The sequence below is a fragment of the Novosphingobium silvae genome, from assembly GCF_009856825.1.
GTDB classification, from domain to species: Bacteria; Pseudomonadota; Alphaproteobacteria; order Sphingomonadales; family Sphingomonadaceae; genus Novosphingobium; species Novosphingobium silvae.
Genome location: NZ_WVTD01000035.1, coordinates 1 through 17629, shown reverse-complemented (window position 1 = coordinate 17629; position 17629 = coordinate 1). Strand labels below are relative to the sequence as shown.

14 protein-coding genes and 1 pseudogene are annotated in these 17629 nt (G+C 61.5%); 3 read left to right on the top strand and 12 right to left on the bottom strand.

The genetic code is table 11. The annotated features are described in order from the left end of the window. Positions 1-121: 121 nt before the first annotated feature. From GR702_RS21070 to istA, 8 genes and pseudogenes are all read right to left on the bottom strand, one after another. Positions 122-415: pseudogene (locus GR702_RS21070) on the bottom strand (hypothetical protein); the annotation flags it as partial. Positions 416-465: 50 nt separating this feature from the next. Next, positions 466-1248, bottom strand: a complete 783-nt coding sequence (locus GR702_RS22195; RefSeq protein ID WP_202408418.1) for a DUF5983 family protein — start codon at positions 1246-1248, stop codon at positions 466-468. 10 nt (positions 1249-1258) lie between these two features. Continuing rightward, positions 1259-1486: a hypothetical protein gene (locus tag GR702_RS21060; protein ID WP_021235320.1), complete on the bottom strand. Its 228-nt coding sequence runs from the start codon at positions 1484-1486 to the stop codon at positions 1259-1261. 41 nt (positions 1487-1527) lie between these two features. Continuing rightward, positions 1528-3837 (bottom strand): ParB/RepB/Spo0J family partition protein, encoded by a 2310-nt coding sequence (locus GR702_RS22490; protein ID WP_237449860.1) that lies wholly within the window; start codon positions 3835-3837, stop codon positions 1528-1530. Positions 3838-3962: 125 nt separating this feature from the next. After that, positions 3963-6497, bottom strand: coding sequence for a strawberry notch-like NTP hydrolase domain-containing protein (locus GR702_RS21045; RefSeq protein ID WP_337192666.1), 2535 nt, complete (start codon positions 6495-6497; stop codon positions 3963-3965). A gap of 34 nt (positions 6498-6531) precedes the next feature. Further along, positions 6532-7179: a DUF7146 domain-containing protein gene (locus tag GR702_RS21040; RefSeq protein WP_237449859.1), complete on the bottom strand. Its 648-nt coding sequence runs from the start codon at positions 7177-7179 to the stop codon at positions 6532-6534. Between the two features lie 72 nt (positions 7180-7251). Then, complete coding sequence (gene istB, locus GR702_RS21035) at positions 7252-8019, bottom strand: IS21-like element ISSsp5 family helper ATPase IstB (RefSeq protein ID WP_160987506.1); 768 nt, start codon at positions 8017-8019, stop codon at positions 7252-7254. Further along, entirely contained in the window at positions 8016-9509 is a 1494-nt protein-coding gene (istA, locus tag GR702_RS21030) for an IS21 family transposase (RefSeq protein ID WP_160987505.1), read from the bottom strand. The genes istB and istA overlap by 4 nt, the downstream gene beginning before the upstream one ends. A 515-nt stretch (positions 9510-10024) precedes the next feature. Between istA and GR702_RS21025 the strand changes: the two genes are divergently transcribed. After that, on the top strand, positions 10025-11101 hold the full coding sequence (locus GR702_RS21025; protein WP_160987504.1) for an IS5 family transposase: 1077 nt from the start codon (positions 10025-10027) through the stop codon (positions 11099-11101). 214 nt (positions 11102-11315) lie between these two features. Here GR702_RS21025 and GR702_RS21020 read toward each other — a convergent pair whose 3' ends face one another. Together GR702_RS21020 and GR702_RS21015 are read right to left on the bottom strand one after the other, a co-directional pair. Then, positions 11316-12578, bottom strand: coding sequence for a Y-family DNA polymerase (locus tag GR702_RS21020; RefSeq protein ID WP_160987503.1), 1263 nt, complete (start codon positions 12576-12578; stop codon positions 11316-11318). Positions 12579-12584: 6 nt separating this feature from the next. After that, complete coding sequence (locus GR702_RS21015; protein ID WP_202408417.1) at positions 12585-13034, bottom strand: LexA family protein; 450 nt, start codon at positions 13032-13034, stop codon at positions 12585-12587. Between the two features lie 1782 nt (positions 13035-14816). Here GR702_RS21015 and GR702_RS21010 point away from each other — a divergent pair. Next, complete coding sequence (locus tag GR702_RS21010; RefSeq protein ID WP_237449858.1) at positions 14817-15269, top strand: hypothetical protein; 453 nt, start codon at positions 14817-14819, stop codon at positions 15267-15269. A gap of 218 nt (positions 15270-15487) precedes the next feature. Further along, on the top strand, positions 15488-16150 hold the full coding sequence (locus GR702_RS21005; RefSeq protein ID WP_160987502.1) for a recombinase family protein: 663 nt from the start codon (positions 15488-15490) through the stop codon (positions 16148-16150). Between the two features lie 42 nt (positions 16151-16192). Here the strand turns inward: GR702_RS21005 and GR702_RS21000 are convergent, their stop codons facing one another. Continuing rightward, positions 16193-16537, bottom strand: a complete 345-nt coding sequence (locus tag GR702_RS21000) for a hypothetical protein (RefSeq protein WP_160987501.1) — start codon at positions 16535-16537, stop codon at positions 16193-16195. Then, on the bottom strand, positions 16534-17217 hold the full coding sequence (locus GR702_RS20995; protein ID WP_237449857.1) for an AAA family ATPase: 684 nt from the start codon (positions 17215-17217) through the stop codon (positions 16534-16536). The genes GR702_RS21000 and GR702_RS20995 overlap by 4 nt, the downstream gene beginning before the upstream one ends. Positions 17218-17629: the final 412 nt, after the last annotated feature.

Genomic DNA, 17629 nt, shown 5'->3' with positions numbered 1-17629 from the left:
CTCTCCAAGTGGCACCCCCTTCGCGTGTAGCCAGATTACCCGGATACCTCGTCCGGCGAAATGCGCTTGCTGTCAGCCGGTCTCAGGCCGCCGCGAAACGCACACCAGAGGGATCACTTCATATTTTTTCGAGCAGGGAATAGTAGGGCGGCCAGTGCTTGAAGCGGCGCGGCTGATAGCGAACGATCTCGAAAGGGATGCCGCGTGCTGCCATCCATGGCCGGATCACGTCGAGGTACTCGTAAGTGGCCGGCTTCTCGACGCCGGTATCCGCCGTGATGACAAGGTCCGGCTTTTCGCCACGCGCTTCCAGTTCGACCAGGAGCGCGGTGGAATCGACACCCACGCCATAGGCGAGGACGTTCGGGGCGCGGGGCGGCAAGAGGAAGTCCGGAACGCGGGTTCCCGCGTCCACGACCTTGTGAGCGCTCTGCAGCTGCGTCGCGGGGAGGTGCCTGGAATGCGTCACCACTCGTATTCCGGCAGCTCGTCGATCTGCGGACCATCGCAGTCCCACATGATCCATGCGCAGTTTTCGCGCTTGGCGACGTGGATGGCCGAACGGATCTCGGCGGGGACGCCCTTGGCCTCGGTTATGCCGACGTCATCGCAGACGTGCATGAACCAGCCATAGTCGTCCTTGTCGAAGCAGGTCCAGGGACAGTGCGGCATCCAGTTTGCAGCCGTCGCGGGGCTCATATGCCTCGTGCTGAGGGCGAGCATTCTGGCGATCTCGAGCGGAGGCGGGACGTGGACGGCCTGGGCGAGAGCGACAGGAGTAACGACCGAGGCCCCCTCCCCAGCTTCGTTGGTGATGACGATCGGGGGAACAGCGAAATCGGCCTCGTCCAGATAAGCGTTCACCGCAGCGAGACTGCCGAGCGCCTCGATCTTCGCGCGATCGACGTATGGGGTGCCGTCTTCGCTGCAGGGATAAATGACCGGATCGCCCGTTCCGGTGAAGACGACCTTCTCCGGGCCCCACTGCCCGGTGAAACCGTAGGAGGACCGCACGAACGGCACGCCCTGCGCCTCGCAGATGGGCTCCAGTTCCTTGAAGGTGCCATTGGCGACTTCGTGCGCATAGAGGCGCAAGGGCTGGCCTTCGGTCAGGTCGCTGTCGTTGAAAGGCTCGCCGTCCCAATCGGTGGACAGAGCCTCGGCCGCGATCGCGACCGTGAGGCTCTTCCAGAGGGCGTGACTGATGGTGCCGCCGATCGTGATCGACGCGGAAACACGGTCTACCATGTGGCGGCCCTCAGCGCAGTTCTTCGAGGACATCGGCGCAAAGCTGCGCATCCTCGCGGGTAAGCCGTTCGACGCGGGGCATGTCGCCCATGTCGATGACTTCGTAATCGTCCGACATGAACGACCATTCGGCGGGATCGAACTCGTCGTTCCAGCACCAGGTTCCGTCGGGCCAGAGGACGATTTCATGGCCGGCGTTCGGGTTCGGGGCGGCAATCTGTGTGGTGTTAGGGCACATGCTGCATCTCCTGCTGGCGCGGAAAATCCTTGCCTTTGCCTTCACCCCTCCCCCTCTCCTTTCGCGGCCTCGGACAGATTCAGTATGTCAGCGAGGGTCGGAGGTTGTGGCCTGCGCGGGCGACGGCCGAAGACGAGGCCCTGCTTGCCGGCATATTTGTGAAGGGCGCCGACTTCTCGGCCGAGCGCTGCGGCAAGATCTGTGAGGCTGATGCCATGCTCATGCGCGATGCGCAGCGCGGCCAGATGATCGGGGGTCCAGCGCTGGCGGCCTTCATGGACAAGGCCCAGGACATTCGCGCGCGTGAAGATGGCTGCGCGTGTGCGGCCCATTTGCCGGGCCAGTTCGGGCGTCGGGATCTTGCCGTAGTCCCGCCGAAGCCATGCTTCATCGGCCTCAGACCAGTCAGGACCAAGGCGCCAGCCTTTGGACCGTGCATGAGTGCCGCGAAGATTCAGATATTCCGCGCGCCAGCGGATCGAGAAGACCGATCGGCCGAGCCGGTTGCGCAAAGGGGTAAGGCTGGCGTTGTCGCGGTAGGCTTTGATGAGCAACTCATCTTCCTCGGGCATCCAGACGCGGCCCCAGCCCTTCCCCTGCCCGGTTCGCCGCATAAGCGCCTGAAGCGACGACTTGGTGCGGGTCGAGAAGCCTTCCGTGCCAAGGATCACGCCGATCTGGGTGTAGGAATGTCCGGCTTCAGCAAGTTCAATGGCGCGCTCGATCTCGGCATTGGTCCAGCCCTTGGGCGTGCTCGCGTGCTTGATGCCCAGCTTCGTTGCGCGGCTGTAAACGCCGGCATGGGGTCTGCCGATGATGAGGGCGACCTGAGCCGTTGGAATGTCGGCCGCAAAGCCGGCGCGCAGCTGTGCATCTTCCCATGGTGTCCATGGCGGTGCCGCCGCTTCGCTGATGCCGAGGATCGCGGCACGGGTATAGACTGCGCCACATGAGCGGCCGAGGCGCGCAGCGATGGTGGCAGCCGACTCCTTTCCGTAAGTCTGGATCAGTTCGTGATCTTCAAGCTCACCCCACGGCCGCGTTGAATGGCGGCGCAGGCCAAGGGTGCAAACCTTGTCCCTGACACCTTGCAAACCCCGGCCCAGAGCCTCGGAGATTTCCGGTAGCGGAGTGTCATCGTTGAATAGCTGGCGCAGGGTGCGAACTTCGTCCGGGGTCCAGCTGTCGGAGCGATACGGCATTTCGCCAAGCGGCGCCGATGGCGTGGGCACCGGCGCTGCGAGCGGAACAAGTTCGACGATGATGGGTGCGGTGTCGTCGTTCATGACAAGCCCACCACATGGACATCGCTGACCGGCATCGCGCAGTTCGTCGCTGAGAGCGTCGTGTTCGGCATCGAGGGCCTGCCAGGCTTCTTCCTCGAGTTCCTCGTTCTCCATTTCGAGGCTCACGATGCTGAGACGTGCTTCGATTTCTTCGATGCGGGTCAGCTGTGCTTCGCTCAGCGGAAGGCTCGGCAGGCTGACGTGGAACAGGCCGCGCGCGACTTCCCAGGTCGAGTTCGAAGCGACGGGGCGAATCCAGGCGAGGCCACGTTCTTCACCGATGCGCTGGGCTTCGGCTTCCATCTTGGCGGCCGCGAGCGTCTGGGCGATCTCGGGGTTGGTCCAGCGATCGCCGTTGTCGCTGAACAGGTCGCGATCGACGACGCCGCCCGCTGCAACATAGGCTTCCTCGCCGACGAGGCGCGCGATCGGATCGCTCGACTTCATGGATTCGTTCGCGATCACACGGCGGATGGTGTCGGCGCTGGCATGGTAGCTGTTGGCGCCGTAGCTCCTCCAGACCATCAGCTGGCGCTCGTGGCTTTCGGTGGAGGCATAAGCCTTGGCCATGTCGAGCGTCATCTCGCCAGACTTCAGGGCGTCGAAGATCGGTTCGGCAAGGTTCGCGAGGCGCAGGCGCCCTTCGACGAAACGGCGGGTGATGCCGAAACGCTTGGCGATTGCATCGATGTCGCCGCCCTGCCCGAGGCAATACTGGAAGGCGCGGCATTCGTCGGCGGGCGACATATTGAGGTGATGGAAGTTTTCAGCGAGCGAGGCTTCGGAAAGTTCGTCGTTGCCGCCGCTGAGGATCAGCACGGGCACGTCGTATTCGGCCGCGTTGATGTCGCCGCGTTCGGCAAGCAGCGTGAGGGCACGAAAGCGGCGGCTGCCGGCAATGACGCCATAGGAGCCGCGCGGCTTCTTCACAGAAGTCACGACCAGGTTCTGCAGGATACCGCGCGCAAAAATGTCAGCAGCGAACTGTTCGATCAGGTCTTCGCCGCGGGTACGTACGTTGATGTCGGAGAGGACCAGCTTTGCCAGCTTGACGGTCTGGATCATGGGAACAACACCTTCTTCTCATCGTCCGGCCAATTCACGGACACCCCTTCCCTTCCCCCTCCCCTCTCCTGACCGACCCGGCTGCTTTGGGGCTCTTGGTCGACCAGGGAGGACAGGTGCAGGGTTCAGGAGGGCTTGAGGATTTCGGCGATGATGGCCTCTGCCTGCGCGACGGGGACGAAGACGCGGGTGAGGTAATCTACGATCTGGTCGGTGGGCGACAACTCGATCTGCGGCTCTGCGCGTTCCTCGGCCGTCATCTCGGACAGGCGCCTGTCGAGGATCGCCTCGGCCGTCGTCACCAGTTGCACGACCACCGAATGCTCCTGCTTCAGGTGCCCCTCGATTGCGGCGAACACGGTGGGGAGTTTCATCGATAGCAGCACCTGGCCGAAGAAGCGCTGGCGGGTGCCTTCCAGACGCGAGCGGGCTGCCGCCTTCGCACCCGAGTTGAGCGTCTTGCCCTCGAGGGCGTCGACCACATTCGTCGCTTCGAGCGCGGCGGCAAGGTTGGTGTTGATGACCTGCCAGGCGCGGCAATAGGTGTCGTAGATCTCGATCTGGGCGGGCGTCAGTTCGTGGCGCAGCACGTCATATTCGACGCCTGCGAAACTGAGGGCGCGCGCCGTGTAGAGGCCGAGGGCCTTGAGGTCGCGGGCGACCAGTTCCATCGCCGCGATCCCACCCTGTCGAATGTTGGAGATGAACGATTCCCGGTCGGGGAAAGAGGTTTCCGGCCCCCAGAGGCCAAGGCGCACGGCATAGGCCAGGTTGTTGACGTCGGAAGCCCCGGTGGCAGAGGCATAGAGCACGCGCGCATCGGGCAGGTGGTTCTGAAGGAGGACGCCGCAGATGCCCTGCTGTGAGCCTTCCGTCTTGCCAAGCGCGCCCTCGCCGCCCGCGACACCGCCCATTTCGTGGGCCTCGTCGAAGGCGATCACGCCGTCGAAATCGGGACCAGCCCAATCGAGGATCTGCTGAAGGCGGGTTGCATCCGAGCGGCCCGATCGCAGCCCCGGGTAGGTGACGAACAGGGTGCCCTCCTCCAGCGTGATGGGCTGGCCGATCTTCCAGTTCGAGAGCGGCTGCACGTCGGCTGAGAGGCCGCCAAGCGCGGTGACGTCGCGGCGGATGTCCTCGAGCAGCGGCTCGTTCTTGGTGACGAAGATGTGGCGGCGGCGGCCCTGCAGCTTGTTGTCGAGGATGCAGGCAGCGATCTGGCGGCCCTTGCCCGCGCCAGTGCCGTCGCCGAGGAAGAAGCCCTTGCGGTACTTGCGACCTTCAGGATCGATGTCGAGGCCAACGCCTTCCTTGGCGGGCTTGAAGGTGCCGGGAAGCGTCTGGTTCCAGGCATGGCCCGCATAGACGACGGTTTCGAGCTGGGAGGAGGACAGGAGTCGCTCGCTGACAGTCCGTTCGGGCAGATGCGGGATGTGCGTGGGGATCGGCGCCGGGATCGAGCCCATGGCGACCGATTCAACCAGCGCCGTCGGGTGTTCGCCGGCAGCGTCGAAAACGATACGGCTTGGCCTGTATGGCAGGTAGACACCGACCTGTTCGGCCAGCGGTGCGGGTTCCTCCAACTGGCGATAGCCGACGGGCAGGACCGCATTGGCCTTGGGCGCGTGGTACGGACGCGGCGCGGCCACCTTGGTCTTGCGCGCGGCCCCGAACAGTGAAGTGGGCTTGGGAGGCGAAAGGCGAACCGGAAGGTTGGCGGTGGGGTCCAGATTGATGCGAGCGGGGATGTCGATGGCATCGAGGAAGTCGAGGACGGCCGACCGCTCGATGACCGCAGGCATGAGGTCGCCGGCGATCTTGTCGATCACATAGAGGCGAACGGCAATGTCGGTGCCGTGCTTGCGGTAGCAGTGCTCAAGCCGCAGCGAGGCGCGCACGGTGCAGCCGGTCAGGATCGTCTCGTAGGCCGTGCGCAGCCGCGCGCACGGAGCGAACCAGTCGGGCATGATGACGACGACGCGGCCGCCGGGGCTGACACGCTTAATCGCGGCCTGCAGATGGCGCAGCGCTGCCAGGTCATCGGCGCCGCGGCCGATACTGCGCGAGAACGGCGGGTTCATGAGTACAACGCTCGGGCGCGGAAGATCCGCGTGAAGCGCGACCAGCGCAGCGCCGTCATGGCCGGTGATCGTGGCATCGGGGAAGATGTGAGTGAGCCGTTCGCGGCGGCGCGGGTCGATTTCGTTAAGCTGGAGCGCGCGGCCCCGCGGGGCCTGGGCGATCAGGAGGCCGTTGCCGGCGCTCGGTTCGAGCACGACGTCGTCAGCGCCGATCGCGGCGAACAGCATGGCCAGCGCTGCAATGTCGGCGGGGGTCGAGAACTGCTGCAGCTCGATCTGTTCCTCGCTGCGCACGGTCTGGGTTGGCAGGCGCTGCATCAGCGCGCTGGAGGTGGCGATGTCTGCCAGGGTGTCGATACGATGCCCATCGCTGGCAAGGTGAAGCGCAAGGGCATGCTCAAGCATCTCGAAGCTGTCGCGCTGGGTCCAGCGCCCGTCCGCATCGCTGCCGCCGAACGCCTGCACCATGGCATCGTTCAACTGGCGGCGGGTGATTGCGGCATCGGTGGCGAGAAGGGCGGCGATCGTGCGCGCTGCCGGCGCATCATTGACGTGCGTGAGATCGAGAAGGTCGCGCATGGGGGTCTCCTTTGGCTCTCTGCCGAACAGCAGATCACCCTTCCCCTCCCCCTCCCCTCTTCTGCGCCTCGAGGGCTTCGAGCATCTGGGCCCAATCCTTGTAGCCCTTCGGGAAATCGACGCGGATCAGGCGGTTGTCGCTGGCGTAGCGATGCGATGCCCGGTTTACAGCCCTGCGCCCCGCCGTGTCGTAGTCGCCCGCAAGGATCAGTTCGGTTACGCTGTCAGGGATCGTCACCAGGCCGAACCGCCGAGAGCCGAGCGTCGCCCAGCATGGAAGGTTGTTGATGCGGCTCCATGCCCACGCTGTCTCGAAGCCTTCGGCAAGGCCGATGGTTGGACCGATACCGCCCCCGCGCCATGCGCCCATGCCGAGCGAACCGATGGTGGCCTTGGCGGTGTAGCGCGCGGTTTCGGGATCGAGGAAGATCCGCTGAAGTGCAACAAGTCGCTGCCCTTCGCGCACCGCGACCAGCAAGGCGGGCTTGAAGACGGTGTTGGGCTTCGCGCCATGGGGGCAACGCGGGTGAAAGCGCACGTCACCGGGAACAGGCAGGAGAAAGCGCGAGCCGAGATAGCGTTCGCCAAGCGTACCCGGCACGGATTGCGCCTGCGACCAGAGCCGCTCGATTGTCAACGGCGGAGCAAAAGTCGGCCATGGGGCGGCGTAAAACCAGGCCATCGTGTTACATGCCGGGGGGAGTGGCGTGAGGGCGTAGCCCGAGGGGCACTCCCCCCGGCATTTGCGTAATTTTCAGGGTCTGGTTTTGGCCTTGCGGGCCCGGCTGTGAGCGAGGCGATAGCTTTCGCCATTCATCTCGAGGATGCTGACGTGATGGGTCAGGCGATCGAGGAGCGCGCCTGTGAGACGCTCGGATCCGAAGGTTTCGGTCCATTCGTCGAAGGGCAGATTGCTGGTGATCAAGGTGGAGCCGCGTTCGTAACGCTGAGAGATCAGCTCGAACAACAGTTCGGCGCCGGTCTTGGAGAGCGGTACGAAGCCCAGTTCGTCAATGATGAGCAGCTTGTATCCGACCATCTGCTTCTGGAAGCGCAGTAGTCGCCGCTCGTCGCGCGCCTCCATCATCTCGCTGACCAGCGCCGCCGCAGTGGTGAAGCCCACCGACAGCCCTTTCTGGCATGCTGCCAGTCCGAGCCCCAACGCTACGTGCGTCTTTCCGGTGCCCGATGGTCCCAGAGCGATGGCGTTCTCACGCCGCTCGATCCACTCGCAGCGCGCCATCTCGAGCACCTGCATCTTGTTGAGCCTGGGGATGACGGTGAAGTCGAAGGTGTCGAGGCTTTTGACGGCGGGGAAGCGCGCGGCCTTGATGCGCCGCTCGACCATACGACGCTCCCTGTCGATCATTTCCATCTCGACGAGACGGGCGAGGAAGCGGATATGATCGACGCCTTCTGCGGCACATTGCCGCGCGAGCTTGTGATGCTCTCGCAGGCACGTAGGCAGCTTGAGTGCCTTGAGATTGTGAGCGAGAAGAAGCTCCGGGGCCTGATCGCTCATGCGGCCTCCTGCTGGTCGGAGAGCAGGCTCAGATAGGCTCTGGCAAAAGTCTTCTCGACCGTGGTGCGTGGCAGGAAGGGATAGACGTCCAGGTCCAGCCTGGGCGGTACGCGTTCGACCCGGCACAGGACGAGGTGCTTGACGGCATCGAAGCCGATGGCGCCAAGATCAATGGCCTGTTCCACCGCCGCCTGGAGATCGGCGACGGTGAACGTTTCCAGCAGGCGCAGCACCTGTACATATTCACGCCTGCCATGTTTGTGCATGCGGCCTTCCATCAACCGCTGCAGTGTCGTGAACGCTTCGGGCAAATCCCAGCCCTGCAAAGGGGCGGCCTGGTCGAATGCATTGATCTTCTGCTCGATCAGCGGGAGATAATGGAGCGGGTCGAAGATAACCTCCTCGCGGGCATAGCAACGAGGATGACGGGCGATGACTTCGCTGCGGCAGCCGATCACCACCTCATCGACATAGGCCCTGATCCAGACCTCCTGATGGCCCCAGGCCACCGGAACCGAATAATCATTGGTCTTGTAGCGCACCAGGGATTGCGAGGAGACCCGCCCGCCGGTCTGATCGCAGGCCTCGAAGGGTGTAGCGGGCAAAGGCTGCATGGCCGCGAGATCGCGCTGCAAGCGCTCACCGATCGTCTCGCTCTCCCCGCGCACTTTGTCCTGCTGGCGCTTGCGGCATTGTTCCTCCAGCCACAGGTTGAAGGCCTCCCAGGTCGGGAACTTCGGGATCGGCACCATGAAATTGCGGCGGCAGTAGCCAACCAGCCCTTCCACATTGCCTTTCTCGTTACCCTTACCCGGGCGGGCATAGCGGTCGCGGATCACGTAATGCGACAGGAAAGCGCTGAACAGCGTGGCACGCTTGCGCGTGCCGTCTGGCAGGATCTTCGCCACAAGGCAGCGGTCGTTGTCATAGACGATCGAGCGCGGCACCGCGCCGAAGAACGCGAAGGCATGAACGTGTCCGTCCACCCAGGCCTCCGCCACCGCCGCCGGATAGGCCCGCACATAGCAGGCATCACTGTGCGGCAGATCAAGTGCGAAGAAGTAGGCCTTCTGCTCCACCCCGCCGATCTCCACCAGAGCTTCCCCGAAATCGGCCTGCGCATCTCCCGCCGGGTGCGCCAGCGGCACGAACATCTCCCGGCTGCGCTGCTCGCGCTCCCGGATGTAATCCTTGATGATCGTATAGCCGCCGGTGAAACCATGCTCGGTGCGCAAGCGGTCGAATACCCGCTTCGCCGTATGCCGCTGTTTGCGCGGGACGCCGCGGTCCCCTTCAAGCCATCCATCGATGATCGCCACAAACCCGTCCAGCTTCGGGCGCTGCGGTACAGACTGACGCCGGTAACCCGGTGGCGATGAAAACGACAGCATCTTGCGTACCGTATCGCGCGACACATTGAAACGCTTCGCCGCCGCCCGTTGGCTCATGCCATTCGCGCAAGCCAAACGGACCTGAAGATAAAGTTCCACGCTGTAGATCCCCACACCTCCCTGACTTCGCAGAAAGGCTTCAAGGTGGACGACTTTTACGCCGCCCGCAGCGGGACTATCCCGCCGCTAGCGTGGCCGAATATTGCTCCGCCGTTCTCACCAACGTCGATGCTCATTGCATAATCCTCCGAGGAGAATTTAGCATGCCGAGATCACCATGGCAATAAAGCTGAAAGGGACGCCTGTCGGTCCCGGAAATATCAGCGATGATCCGATATGCTACTGCACACTCGGCTTCTCGTGGTTAATTGTTTCAGCGTTGGGACTACTGCCGCTAGCGGAGGTTTCGTTAAATCGCGAACCCTCTATTACTGCACCGATTGTCGCCGCATTCTTCATCGCTGTAGGCAGTGGTGCAATCCTGCGCAGAAGGTATACTTGGGTGGGCATTGTCCTGCATATCTATAGCCAGGTAGCCAATTGGACACCCTGATTTACCTGTAGCGGTGTGTGCGGGATTGTGATTCCATCGAGCTGAGCGATGGAGGCGTGAAGTGTCGGCACAGCGTGGCTTTTTCGATCTCGACGAGCGGTATGCAGCCTTGTCCGCGGCGGGCGATCCGCTGGAGAAGCTGGCCGGTCTGATCGACTTCGAGATATTCCGGCCCGCGCTGGATGCGGCCTTGCAGCGTTCTGATGGTAGCAGGGGCGGTCGCCCGCCGCTTGACGCAGTCATGATGTTCAAGACGCTGATCCTGCAGACACTCTACGGATTGTCGGACGCGCAAGCCGAGTTCCAGATCCTGGACCGCCGCAGCTTCGGTCGCTTCCTGGGGCTCGACGATGGCGATAACACACCGGATGAGACGACGATCTGGCGTTTTCGCGAAGCTCTGGTCCGGGCGAATGCGATCGAGACTTTGTTCGCCCGGTTCGACGCTCACCTCAAGTCGCTGGGTTATCTGGCCATGGGTGGGCAGATCGTGGATGCCAGCATCATCTCGGCTCCGCGCCAGCGCATGACAGACGAAGAGCGCGCCGTTGTCAGGGAGGGTGGCATTCCCCAGGCCTGGGCGGCGAAACCGGCGAGGCTCGCACAGAAAGACCGTGATGCGCGCTGGACGCTCAAGCGGGGGCGGCGCAAGAAGGGTGCGGATGGAAAATTCCTGGCGGAAATCGCCACGCCCATGTTCGGGTACAAGTCGCATATCGGCATCGACCAGCGCCATGGCTTCATTCGTACCTGGTCGGCCAGTGACGCCGCCCGTTACGACGGCCGGGAATTGCCGGAATTGATTGATCCGGCCAACACCGGCAGCGCAATCTGGGCAGACACGGCCTATCGCAGCCAGAAAAATGAACGCGCCATTCTGCGCGCCGGGCTCATCTCGAAGATCCACTTCCGCAGAGCGCCGGGCAAGCCGCTCCCCGGGCAGCGCCAGCGCGCCAATGCCGCCCGGTCCAGGGTCCGCTCCGCCGTCGAGCATGTCTTCGCCACCCAGAAGCACCGAATGGGCCTGTTCATCCGTACCATCGGCATAGAGCGTGCAAAGGCAAAGATCGGTCTCGCCAACATCGCGTTCAACTTCAAACGCTTCCTCTACTGGGAATGTCGGCCGAACTCGGCATGATGCACGCCGGCACCGCGCTGATGCCTCCACAGAGCGCCCCCGGTTGGCAGAAAACACCCCGTAGCCGCGCGCGCCATGCCCAAGACTGCGTCTGATACCCTCAGACCGATACCCAAGCCGGGTAAATCAGGGTGTCCATTTGGCTTTCTCTCTTTTGCGCGTCCCTGACAGCGGTTTTGATCTGGCTTGGCCCCTAGTTTGCTTTCCGCCGCATTCACCGCGCGATTGGTACTTGGTCGATGCGTGTCGTCCACGATGGGCTCTTGTAGGCTCGCTTCGTGTCGTAGGACTTGGCGCCCATACCTTCGGAAGCGAGGCGCAGGGTGTTGCGGCCGAACCTGTCGTTGATGCCGTCGAGCACCGCCAGCAATGCAGGCGAACGCGGATCGGGTAAGGAGAACAAATCCTGCTGCGCTCCCGATTCCGGTTCCAACCCTTCCAGCATGACGCCGCACTTGGTGTAGACTGCGCCCTGTTCGAACATCGCTTCCGCCATGCGCGCCGCAGTGCCGGCAATGACGCGCGGATCGTTGGTCGAGGGGGACAGCCGTGCGACCTTGGATGCCGACGGTGCATTGGGCTTGAACCGGCTACCGTGTGCGAACGCGATCAAGCGGCAAGCCTGGAGTTTCTGAGCGCGGATCTTCTCTGCCGCGCGCACCGCCCTTCTGACCATTGCTTCGCGCAGCACCTCGCGATCGCGCACCGGTTCTCCGAAGCTGCGCGTAACCGCTGTGGACTTGAGCGCTTCTGGCTCAGGCTGGAAGTCGCTGCATTCGACGCCGTTCAGCTCGCGCACCAGGCGCTCGAGCACAACGGTCCCGACATCGCGGGCAAGATCCGGGTGCATCGCGGCTAGATCGGCTGTCGTACGGACACCGAGCGGGTGCAGCCGCTTCACCATGGCCTTGCCGATGCCCCACACCTCCTCGATCGGCCATTTCGCGAACATGCGCCGGCGCAGCCCCTCGTCGTGCAGGTCTATGACGCCGTTCCAGACTTTCTCCGATGCCTTCGCCAAAGCGTTGGCGACCTTGCTCAAGGTGCGTGTCGGACCAAGCCCGATCCGGGTCGGCAGCCCGACATGCTGCTTGATGGTCGTCCGGATGCGCTGTGCCTGCTCGACATCGCCGAGACCAGAAGGTAGAACTGGCAGACGGAAGAAAGATTCGTCGATTGAGTATATCTCGACTGTATCGCTAAACTCGGACAGAACCATGTTAAAACGTCGGTTCATATCTGCGTAAAGCTCATAGGAACTCGACCGATATTGTACACCGTGGCGTTTCACGATTTCGCGTATTTTGAACATAGGTGCGCCCATTGCAATATGCAGGGCCTTGGCTTCTGCCGATCTCGCGATAGCGCAGCCATCACCATTCGATAATACTATCAGCGGAACATTGCGCAGCGTGGGATCGAAGACCCGCTCGGCCGAACAATAGAAGTTCTCGATGTCGACGATGGCCCAGCTCATGATGGATTAGGCCTGAAGGTTGCGCACGCTGGCGCGGACTACGCCCCAGACCTCGACGCTCTCATCTGCAACGACAGGGTCGTAATGCATGCGGCTGTTGCGTGCTTCGAGCGTCGGCACGCCATTACGAACGCAAAGTTGGCGAACGACGAAGCCGCCGTCAACGACAGCAATGACAATACGGCCATTGACGGGCTTGGCGTCGCGATCGACCACGAGGACGTCGGAATCGAACAGCCCTGCATCGAGCATGGATTGCCCGCTGACACGGAACACGAAGCTGCCGGCGCGATCGAGGCGCAGCAGGTCGACTAGGCTTATCGCTGATTCTTCCCAGTCCTGCGCCGGACTCGCAAAGCCAGCCCCAGCAGCGCCGACTACCTTCAGTTGGAGGGGGCGCGAAAGATCGCTGAGGGGAATCGGGGTAGACGCCGGCATAGCAAGAACGGTGGACATTGGCCACTCATACCGCAAACCAGAACGTGAAGGGAACATAGCAAAAACACAACATGCACAATTTGCTATCAGACCCCTGTCGGATAGGTCATATGGGCCTGATTGGCGGCGGCATCGTAATTGACTCCACGTTGCACGCGAGCCTGACTCTACGTTGCACAGTGACTCGGGCTTGCCGCCGGCAATCAGCACTGTGGGAAGGCAGGATCAGCGTGGAGCTTTCCAGCTTGCGCAGCGCTGATCCTGCCATGCACTTCGTTTCGATCGATGCTCGTTGGACCCATCGCTCAGCGATGGGCTCTTTCGATCGAAGCCGACCGCATAGTGCCGAGCGTATGGGTATCTCGACGGGAAACAACCGGGTCGGGCCGATTGCGGAAAGTCCGCTTACTGCTCGAGAGGGGCAGATAGCTGCCCGTCGCCTTCGGTGTAGCGCATCGCCGACCAGAGAGATTTTCTGCCGGTCGGCAGACGCCCCATTGCTGCCGCCGCATTACCGATCTAGTCATCCATCTGAATTCATGGAGAACGCTGTGACGCGAAGAGGTGTAGTAGGTTGGTCGGCCAGCTTTCTGAGCCTATTCTTCAGCCGCAGTGCTGGAGCCTCGCAGTCTAAGCTGGCCGATGACATATCAGTATCGGCGGATTGGATCGCCCGCGCGCTTACCAGTTCTGGTTACAAGGCTGATTTTGCACCAGCCAGTATAATCGAGATCGAACGTTTCTTCGTAACACAGGTAACGGATGGGAAGGCTGTGGCGGGCGGCCTATTATCACAAGACCTCGGCTCTAGGTTGTTCGCACTGGGAAGTTACTGCGGCGAAGTGCTCAGACTAGATGTGGGAGGTAAGTGGATCACCGATGATTCCGATCCACAAGCCGAGATCAACGCGGCCCTTCAGCTCACGAATGGCGCTACCTGTTGGCCAATTCAGCGGGTAATGAAGCGTTTCCAAAGCGCCGATGACAATCTAGTCACTTGGGCGGATTCGCTTCGGAGGGGCTGATTACCACCCCTCCCGGCGATTTGATGGAGTGAACGAAGCGACGATTCGCGCCGGTGCGGTCGGTCCGGTTTATGTTTGCACCAAATCCGACGCCTGGACGGCCCGCACGGGTGGAAAACGGACGTGGCATCGGACACATTGCCAAGGATGCGATTACAATCCTGCTTTTCATTCGCCCTGCCCCTCCTGGCTAGCGCTCTAGTCACGGGGCCCGCCCATGCTCGCGCCGAGTGCTACGACGCGAAGGTTCTCGGGGCTATCGTCACTCAACGCGAAGGCAGAGTTGGTGAGTGCAAGGGATGCATATATTTTACAGTGCCTTACGCCCTCGAAATCGATATCAACAAAGTCCTTGAAGGAACGGTAAGATCATCCCGGGTATCTGTCAGGTCGATACAGCACATGGCGGAACCGCGTATACTACGCACTTGGTGGCTCAGGCGTAATTCAGGGGGTTCTTATAATCGCGTTGAATACGATCAACCGCATGAGGCTCGGCGATGTTCGACGAAATCTCCTCCGGCCAAACCCTTGCCATCCGAATACCGTTGACCGCAACGGGGCGTGTCTGGTCAGGCTGCTTTTTCTGAGGGCGGCGAGCACCGGAAAGGCCGCTATAAAGAGCGGCCCGAGGGCTGCTGAATTGCTGACTTGGGCGCGTACCAGACATTTCCGCATCTTGTCGGCGCGATGATCAACGGCGCATGGGCGAGTCTCGGGTGCAACAGCGAGTCATTTTCGTTTGCCCTGCGGAGTCAGTCTCGATGCCGCCGCCATGATGCCAATCCGCCCGGAAAACCGCTGGCTCTATCCCATCGACTGGCAGCAACTGTCCGATGCGATCCGGTTCGAGCGCGCCGGATCGCGCTGCGAGAAGAGCAGGCGCCCTCACCTGCGCCCCGTCGTTCACCTCGGCGATGGCCGCTGGTGGTGGGATGCCGAGGTTGGATACTGGCGCTCCGACCGTGGATGCCGTATCTCGGCAAAAGGCTTCACCCTCGCCTCGCTGCGTTCAACATACGTGGTACTGGCTTGCGCCCATTTAGATCACGACCCGGGCAACAACGATCCTGCGAACCTAGCCGCACTATGTCAGCGCTGCCACATGATCCAGGATGCGGCCGAGCATCGCTGGGAGCGGTGGTGGAACGTCTTCAGGCTGCGAGCGCTTCGAGATTTGTACGAAGATCCGCGCATCACGCGCGAGCGGATCATGCGACCTCAGTAGTCAAGGTTGCGCATTTCCATCGTGGCCGCGAGATCGGCAAGGACGCCCCCTACAGCCATGTTGTAAAGTGCGATGACCTCTGCGTCACTTCGAACGTTCAGACTTGCTTTCACCAGGCGCAAATTGTTGGTCCTTCTGGGATGGCTCATTAGGGTTGCTAATGACACCTTATGCGCCAAGGCTTTTGCGCTAGGCGCATATGGTATAGTTTGCGCGCCATGTTGATTGACCCTCCTCCCCCTCCTGCCCTTCAAGTCGCTCGGGTCTACCTGCGCGTCAGCACCGATGCGCAGGATCTACGCCGGCAGGATGCGATCGTGGTCGAGGCTAAGGCCGCAGGCTATTATGTTGCAGCGGTCTATCGCGAGAAGGCGTCTGGCGCGCGGGCCGATCGGCCCGAACTGTTGCGCATGATCGCGGACCTTCAGCCAGGCGAGGTCGTCATTGCTGAAAAGATTGATCGGATAAGCCGACTACCATTGGCCGAGGCTGAACAGCTCGTAGCGACGATCCGATCTCGTGGCGCCCGACTTGCCGTGCCCGGCGTAGTCGACCTTTCTGATCTCACCGCTGGGGTCGATGGCATCGCCCGGATCGTTCTTCAATCGGTTCAGGACATGCTGCTGAAGATTGCGCTTCAGATGGCTCACGACGATTATACCGATCGGCGTGAACGCCAGCGGCAGGGTATCGCTTTAGCCAAGGCAGAGGGTCGCTCAGGTGGCCGCAAGAGCGATTTAGGCAAACACGCCCGTATCGTGGCGTTCCGTACCGCTGGACGGAGCATTGCTCACACCGCCGAGTTGGTTGAATGCGATCGCAGTACCGTGAAGCGTGTCTGGGCGGCTCATTGTGCAATCCGCGGTAAGCCGGGTAACTGATTGGATCGATCGCACTGCGATGCCCCTGCTGCCACTACTCGGTCAGCTACTCCGGCTATTTTCCACCATATCGCGGAAGTCCTGAATGGATTGCCATAGAGCGCGATGACCTTGCTGCTCAGTGTAGCTTTCAAACCATTCCGCAAGCTCTTGCGGTGCTCGAATGTAGATCGTCTGACTAGGCGGTGGTGCAGGACGCTTTCGCCGCCCTCCCCTTCTCTGCTGTCCTCGATCAGTAAAGCCAAGCGCTTCGCCACGCTGAACCGCCTCTTGTTCCCGTGCTGGATCTAGCGCGATTGGTCCGCTCGGTAGGCCGGTGACGTCTATTGCTTTGCCTTTGACCTCGCCGGCCCCCTCTGCAGTCTTCTTGAATCCGAAGTTGCTCATTGGGCGTACTCCTCTTTCACGGCTGAGATAACGGCTTCAGCAAGCTGTTGGGCGTTCTCCTGTGCTTTGAGCAAGCCTGACGTATTCTTATCGTCAAGTTCACTTAGGAGAGCCCCAAACTCGTAAATGTCACGGTAAGCCGCCCTCTCTACCAGCCCTACTGGCAGGGTTGGCAAACCTGCTTCGTCAATTGCCATAGCGATCCGTTTCGAAGTTTTGGTCGCGATCGCGGCGCTGTCTCGGCTTCTAACAAGGCGAAACGGAATGCGTCGACCGAGGGCCTCGCCTTCTTCGTGGATCAGGGCGACTGCGGTGGCAGCTAATTCCGCGTCAACAGGTGATTGGTTGAACGGCACCAGAACAAGATGCGATCTAGCCAAAGCCCTGGAAATCATCCGCGATGCCGCACCTTCCAGATCGATTAAAACAATATCATGCTCGTTGGCCAACCGCTCAATTGTCTGAATCATTTCACTTTCAGTTGGGCGCGGTACGACCGTGTATGGCAAATCGTTGCCAGCATCAGTGCGCTTGGCGGCCCACTTCGCGATGATGGCATTTGGATCAGCGTCAATCACCGCCACGTTTACGCCATTTTCGGAGAGCTGGTCCGCAAGAACAAGGGCGAGCGTTGTTTTGCCCGCGCCGCCTTTCGGATTGCCGATTGATATAACAGACATGGTGCCTCCTGATGGCGCAATAGCTTTCGCAAGCGCTTTAGCTTTTTCAATGCATAGCACTAGCCATTGCGAAAGCACAAGCGCCTGCAGATGCGCTATGCATTACACTTGCGCATTGCAATGCGCAATGCCTTTCGCTTGCGCAGGCGCTTGCACATGCGCTTTCGCAGTCAATTGCGCTTGCGCTTGCGCTTGCGCTTTCAGCAATGCTTGCAGCGCGAAATGTGTTTAGCAATCGTGCCCGCTTGCACTTTTGCTTGCAGATATGAGTGAGGACCATGCGCGGGCTCTGTTGCAAACTCTGACACGGTTTCCAAGATTGGGCTCATGTACTGTCAAGGTCAGTTGCGATGAACGATTTCAAAGGACGGCATTTTACCGGCGAGGTCATCCTATGGGCGGTGCGCTGGTA

Coding starts and splice junctions, on each gene's coding strand:
- GR702_RS21060 (WP_021235320.1), bottom strand. CDS start 1,486: ATGTGCCCTAACACCACACAGATTGCCGCCCCGAACCCGAACGCCGGC.
- GR702_RS21005 (WP_160987502.1), top strand. CDS start 15,488: ATGTTGATTGACCCTCCTCCCCCTCCTGCCCTTCAAGTCGCTCGGGTC.
- GR702_RS22490 (WP_237449860.1), bottom strand. CDS start 3,837: ATGATCCAGACCGTCAAGCTGGCAAAGCTGGTCCTCTCCGACATCAAC.
- GR702_RS21000 (WP_160987501.1), bottom strand. CDS start 16,537: ATGAGCAACTTCGGATTCAAGAAGACTGCAGAGGGGGCCGGCGAGGTC.
- istB (WP_160987506.1), bottom strand. CDS start 8,019: ATGAGCGATCAGGCCCCGGAGCTTCTTCTCGCTCACAATCTCAAGGCA.
- GR702_RS22195 (WP_202408418.1), bottom strand. CDS start 1,248: ATGGTAGACCGTGTTTCCGCGTCGATCACGATCGGCGGCACCATCAGT.
- GR702_RS21015 (WP_202408417.1), bottom strand. CDS start 13,034: ATGTCCACCGTTCTTGCTATGCCGGCGTCTACCCCGATTCCCCTCAGC.
- GR702_RS21010 (WP_237449858.1), top strand. CDS start 14,817: ATGATGCCAATCCGCCCGGAAAACCGCTGGCTCTATCCCATCGACTGG.
- GR702_RS20995 (WP_237449857.1), bottom strand. CDS start 17,217: ATGTCTGTTATATCAATCGGCAATCCGAAAGGCGGCGCGGGCAAAACA.
- GR702_RS21020 (WP_160987503.1), bottom strand. CDS start 12,578: ATGAGCTGGGCCATCGTCGACATCGAGAACTTCTATTGTTCGGCCGAG.
- GR702_RS21045 (WP_337192666.1), bottom strand. CDS start 6,497: ATGCGCGACCTTCTCGATCTCACGCACGTCAATGATGCGCCGGCAGCG.
- GR702_RS21040 (WP_237449859.1), bottom strand. CDS start 7,179: ATGGCCTGGTTTTACGCCGCCCCATGGCCGACTTTTGCTCCGCCGTTG.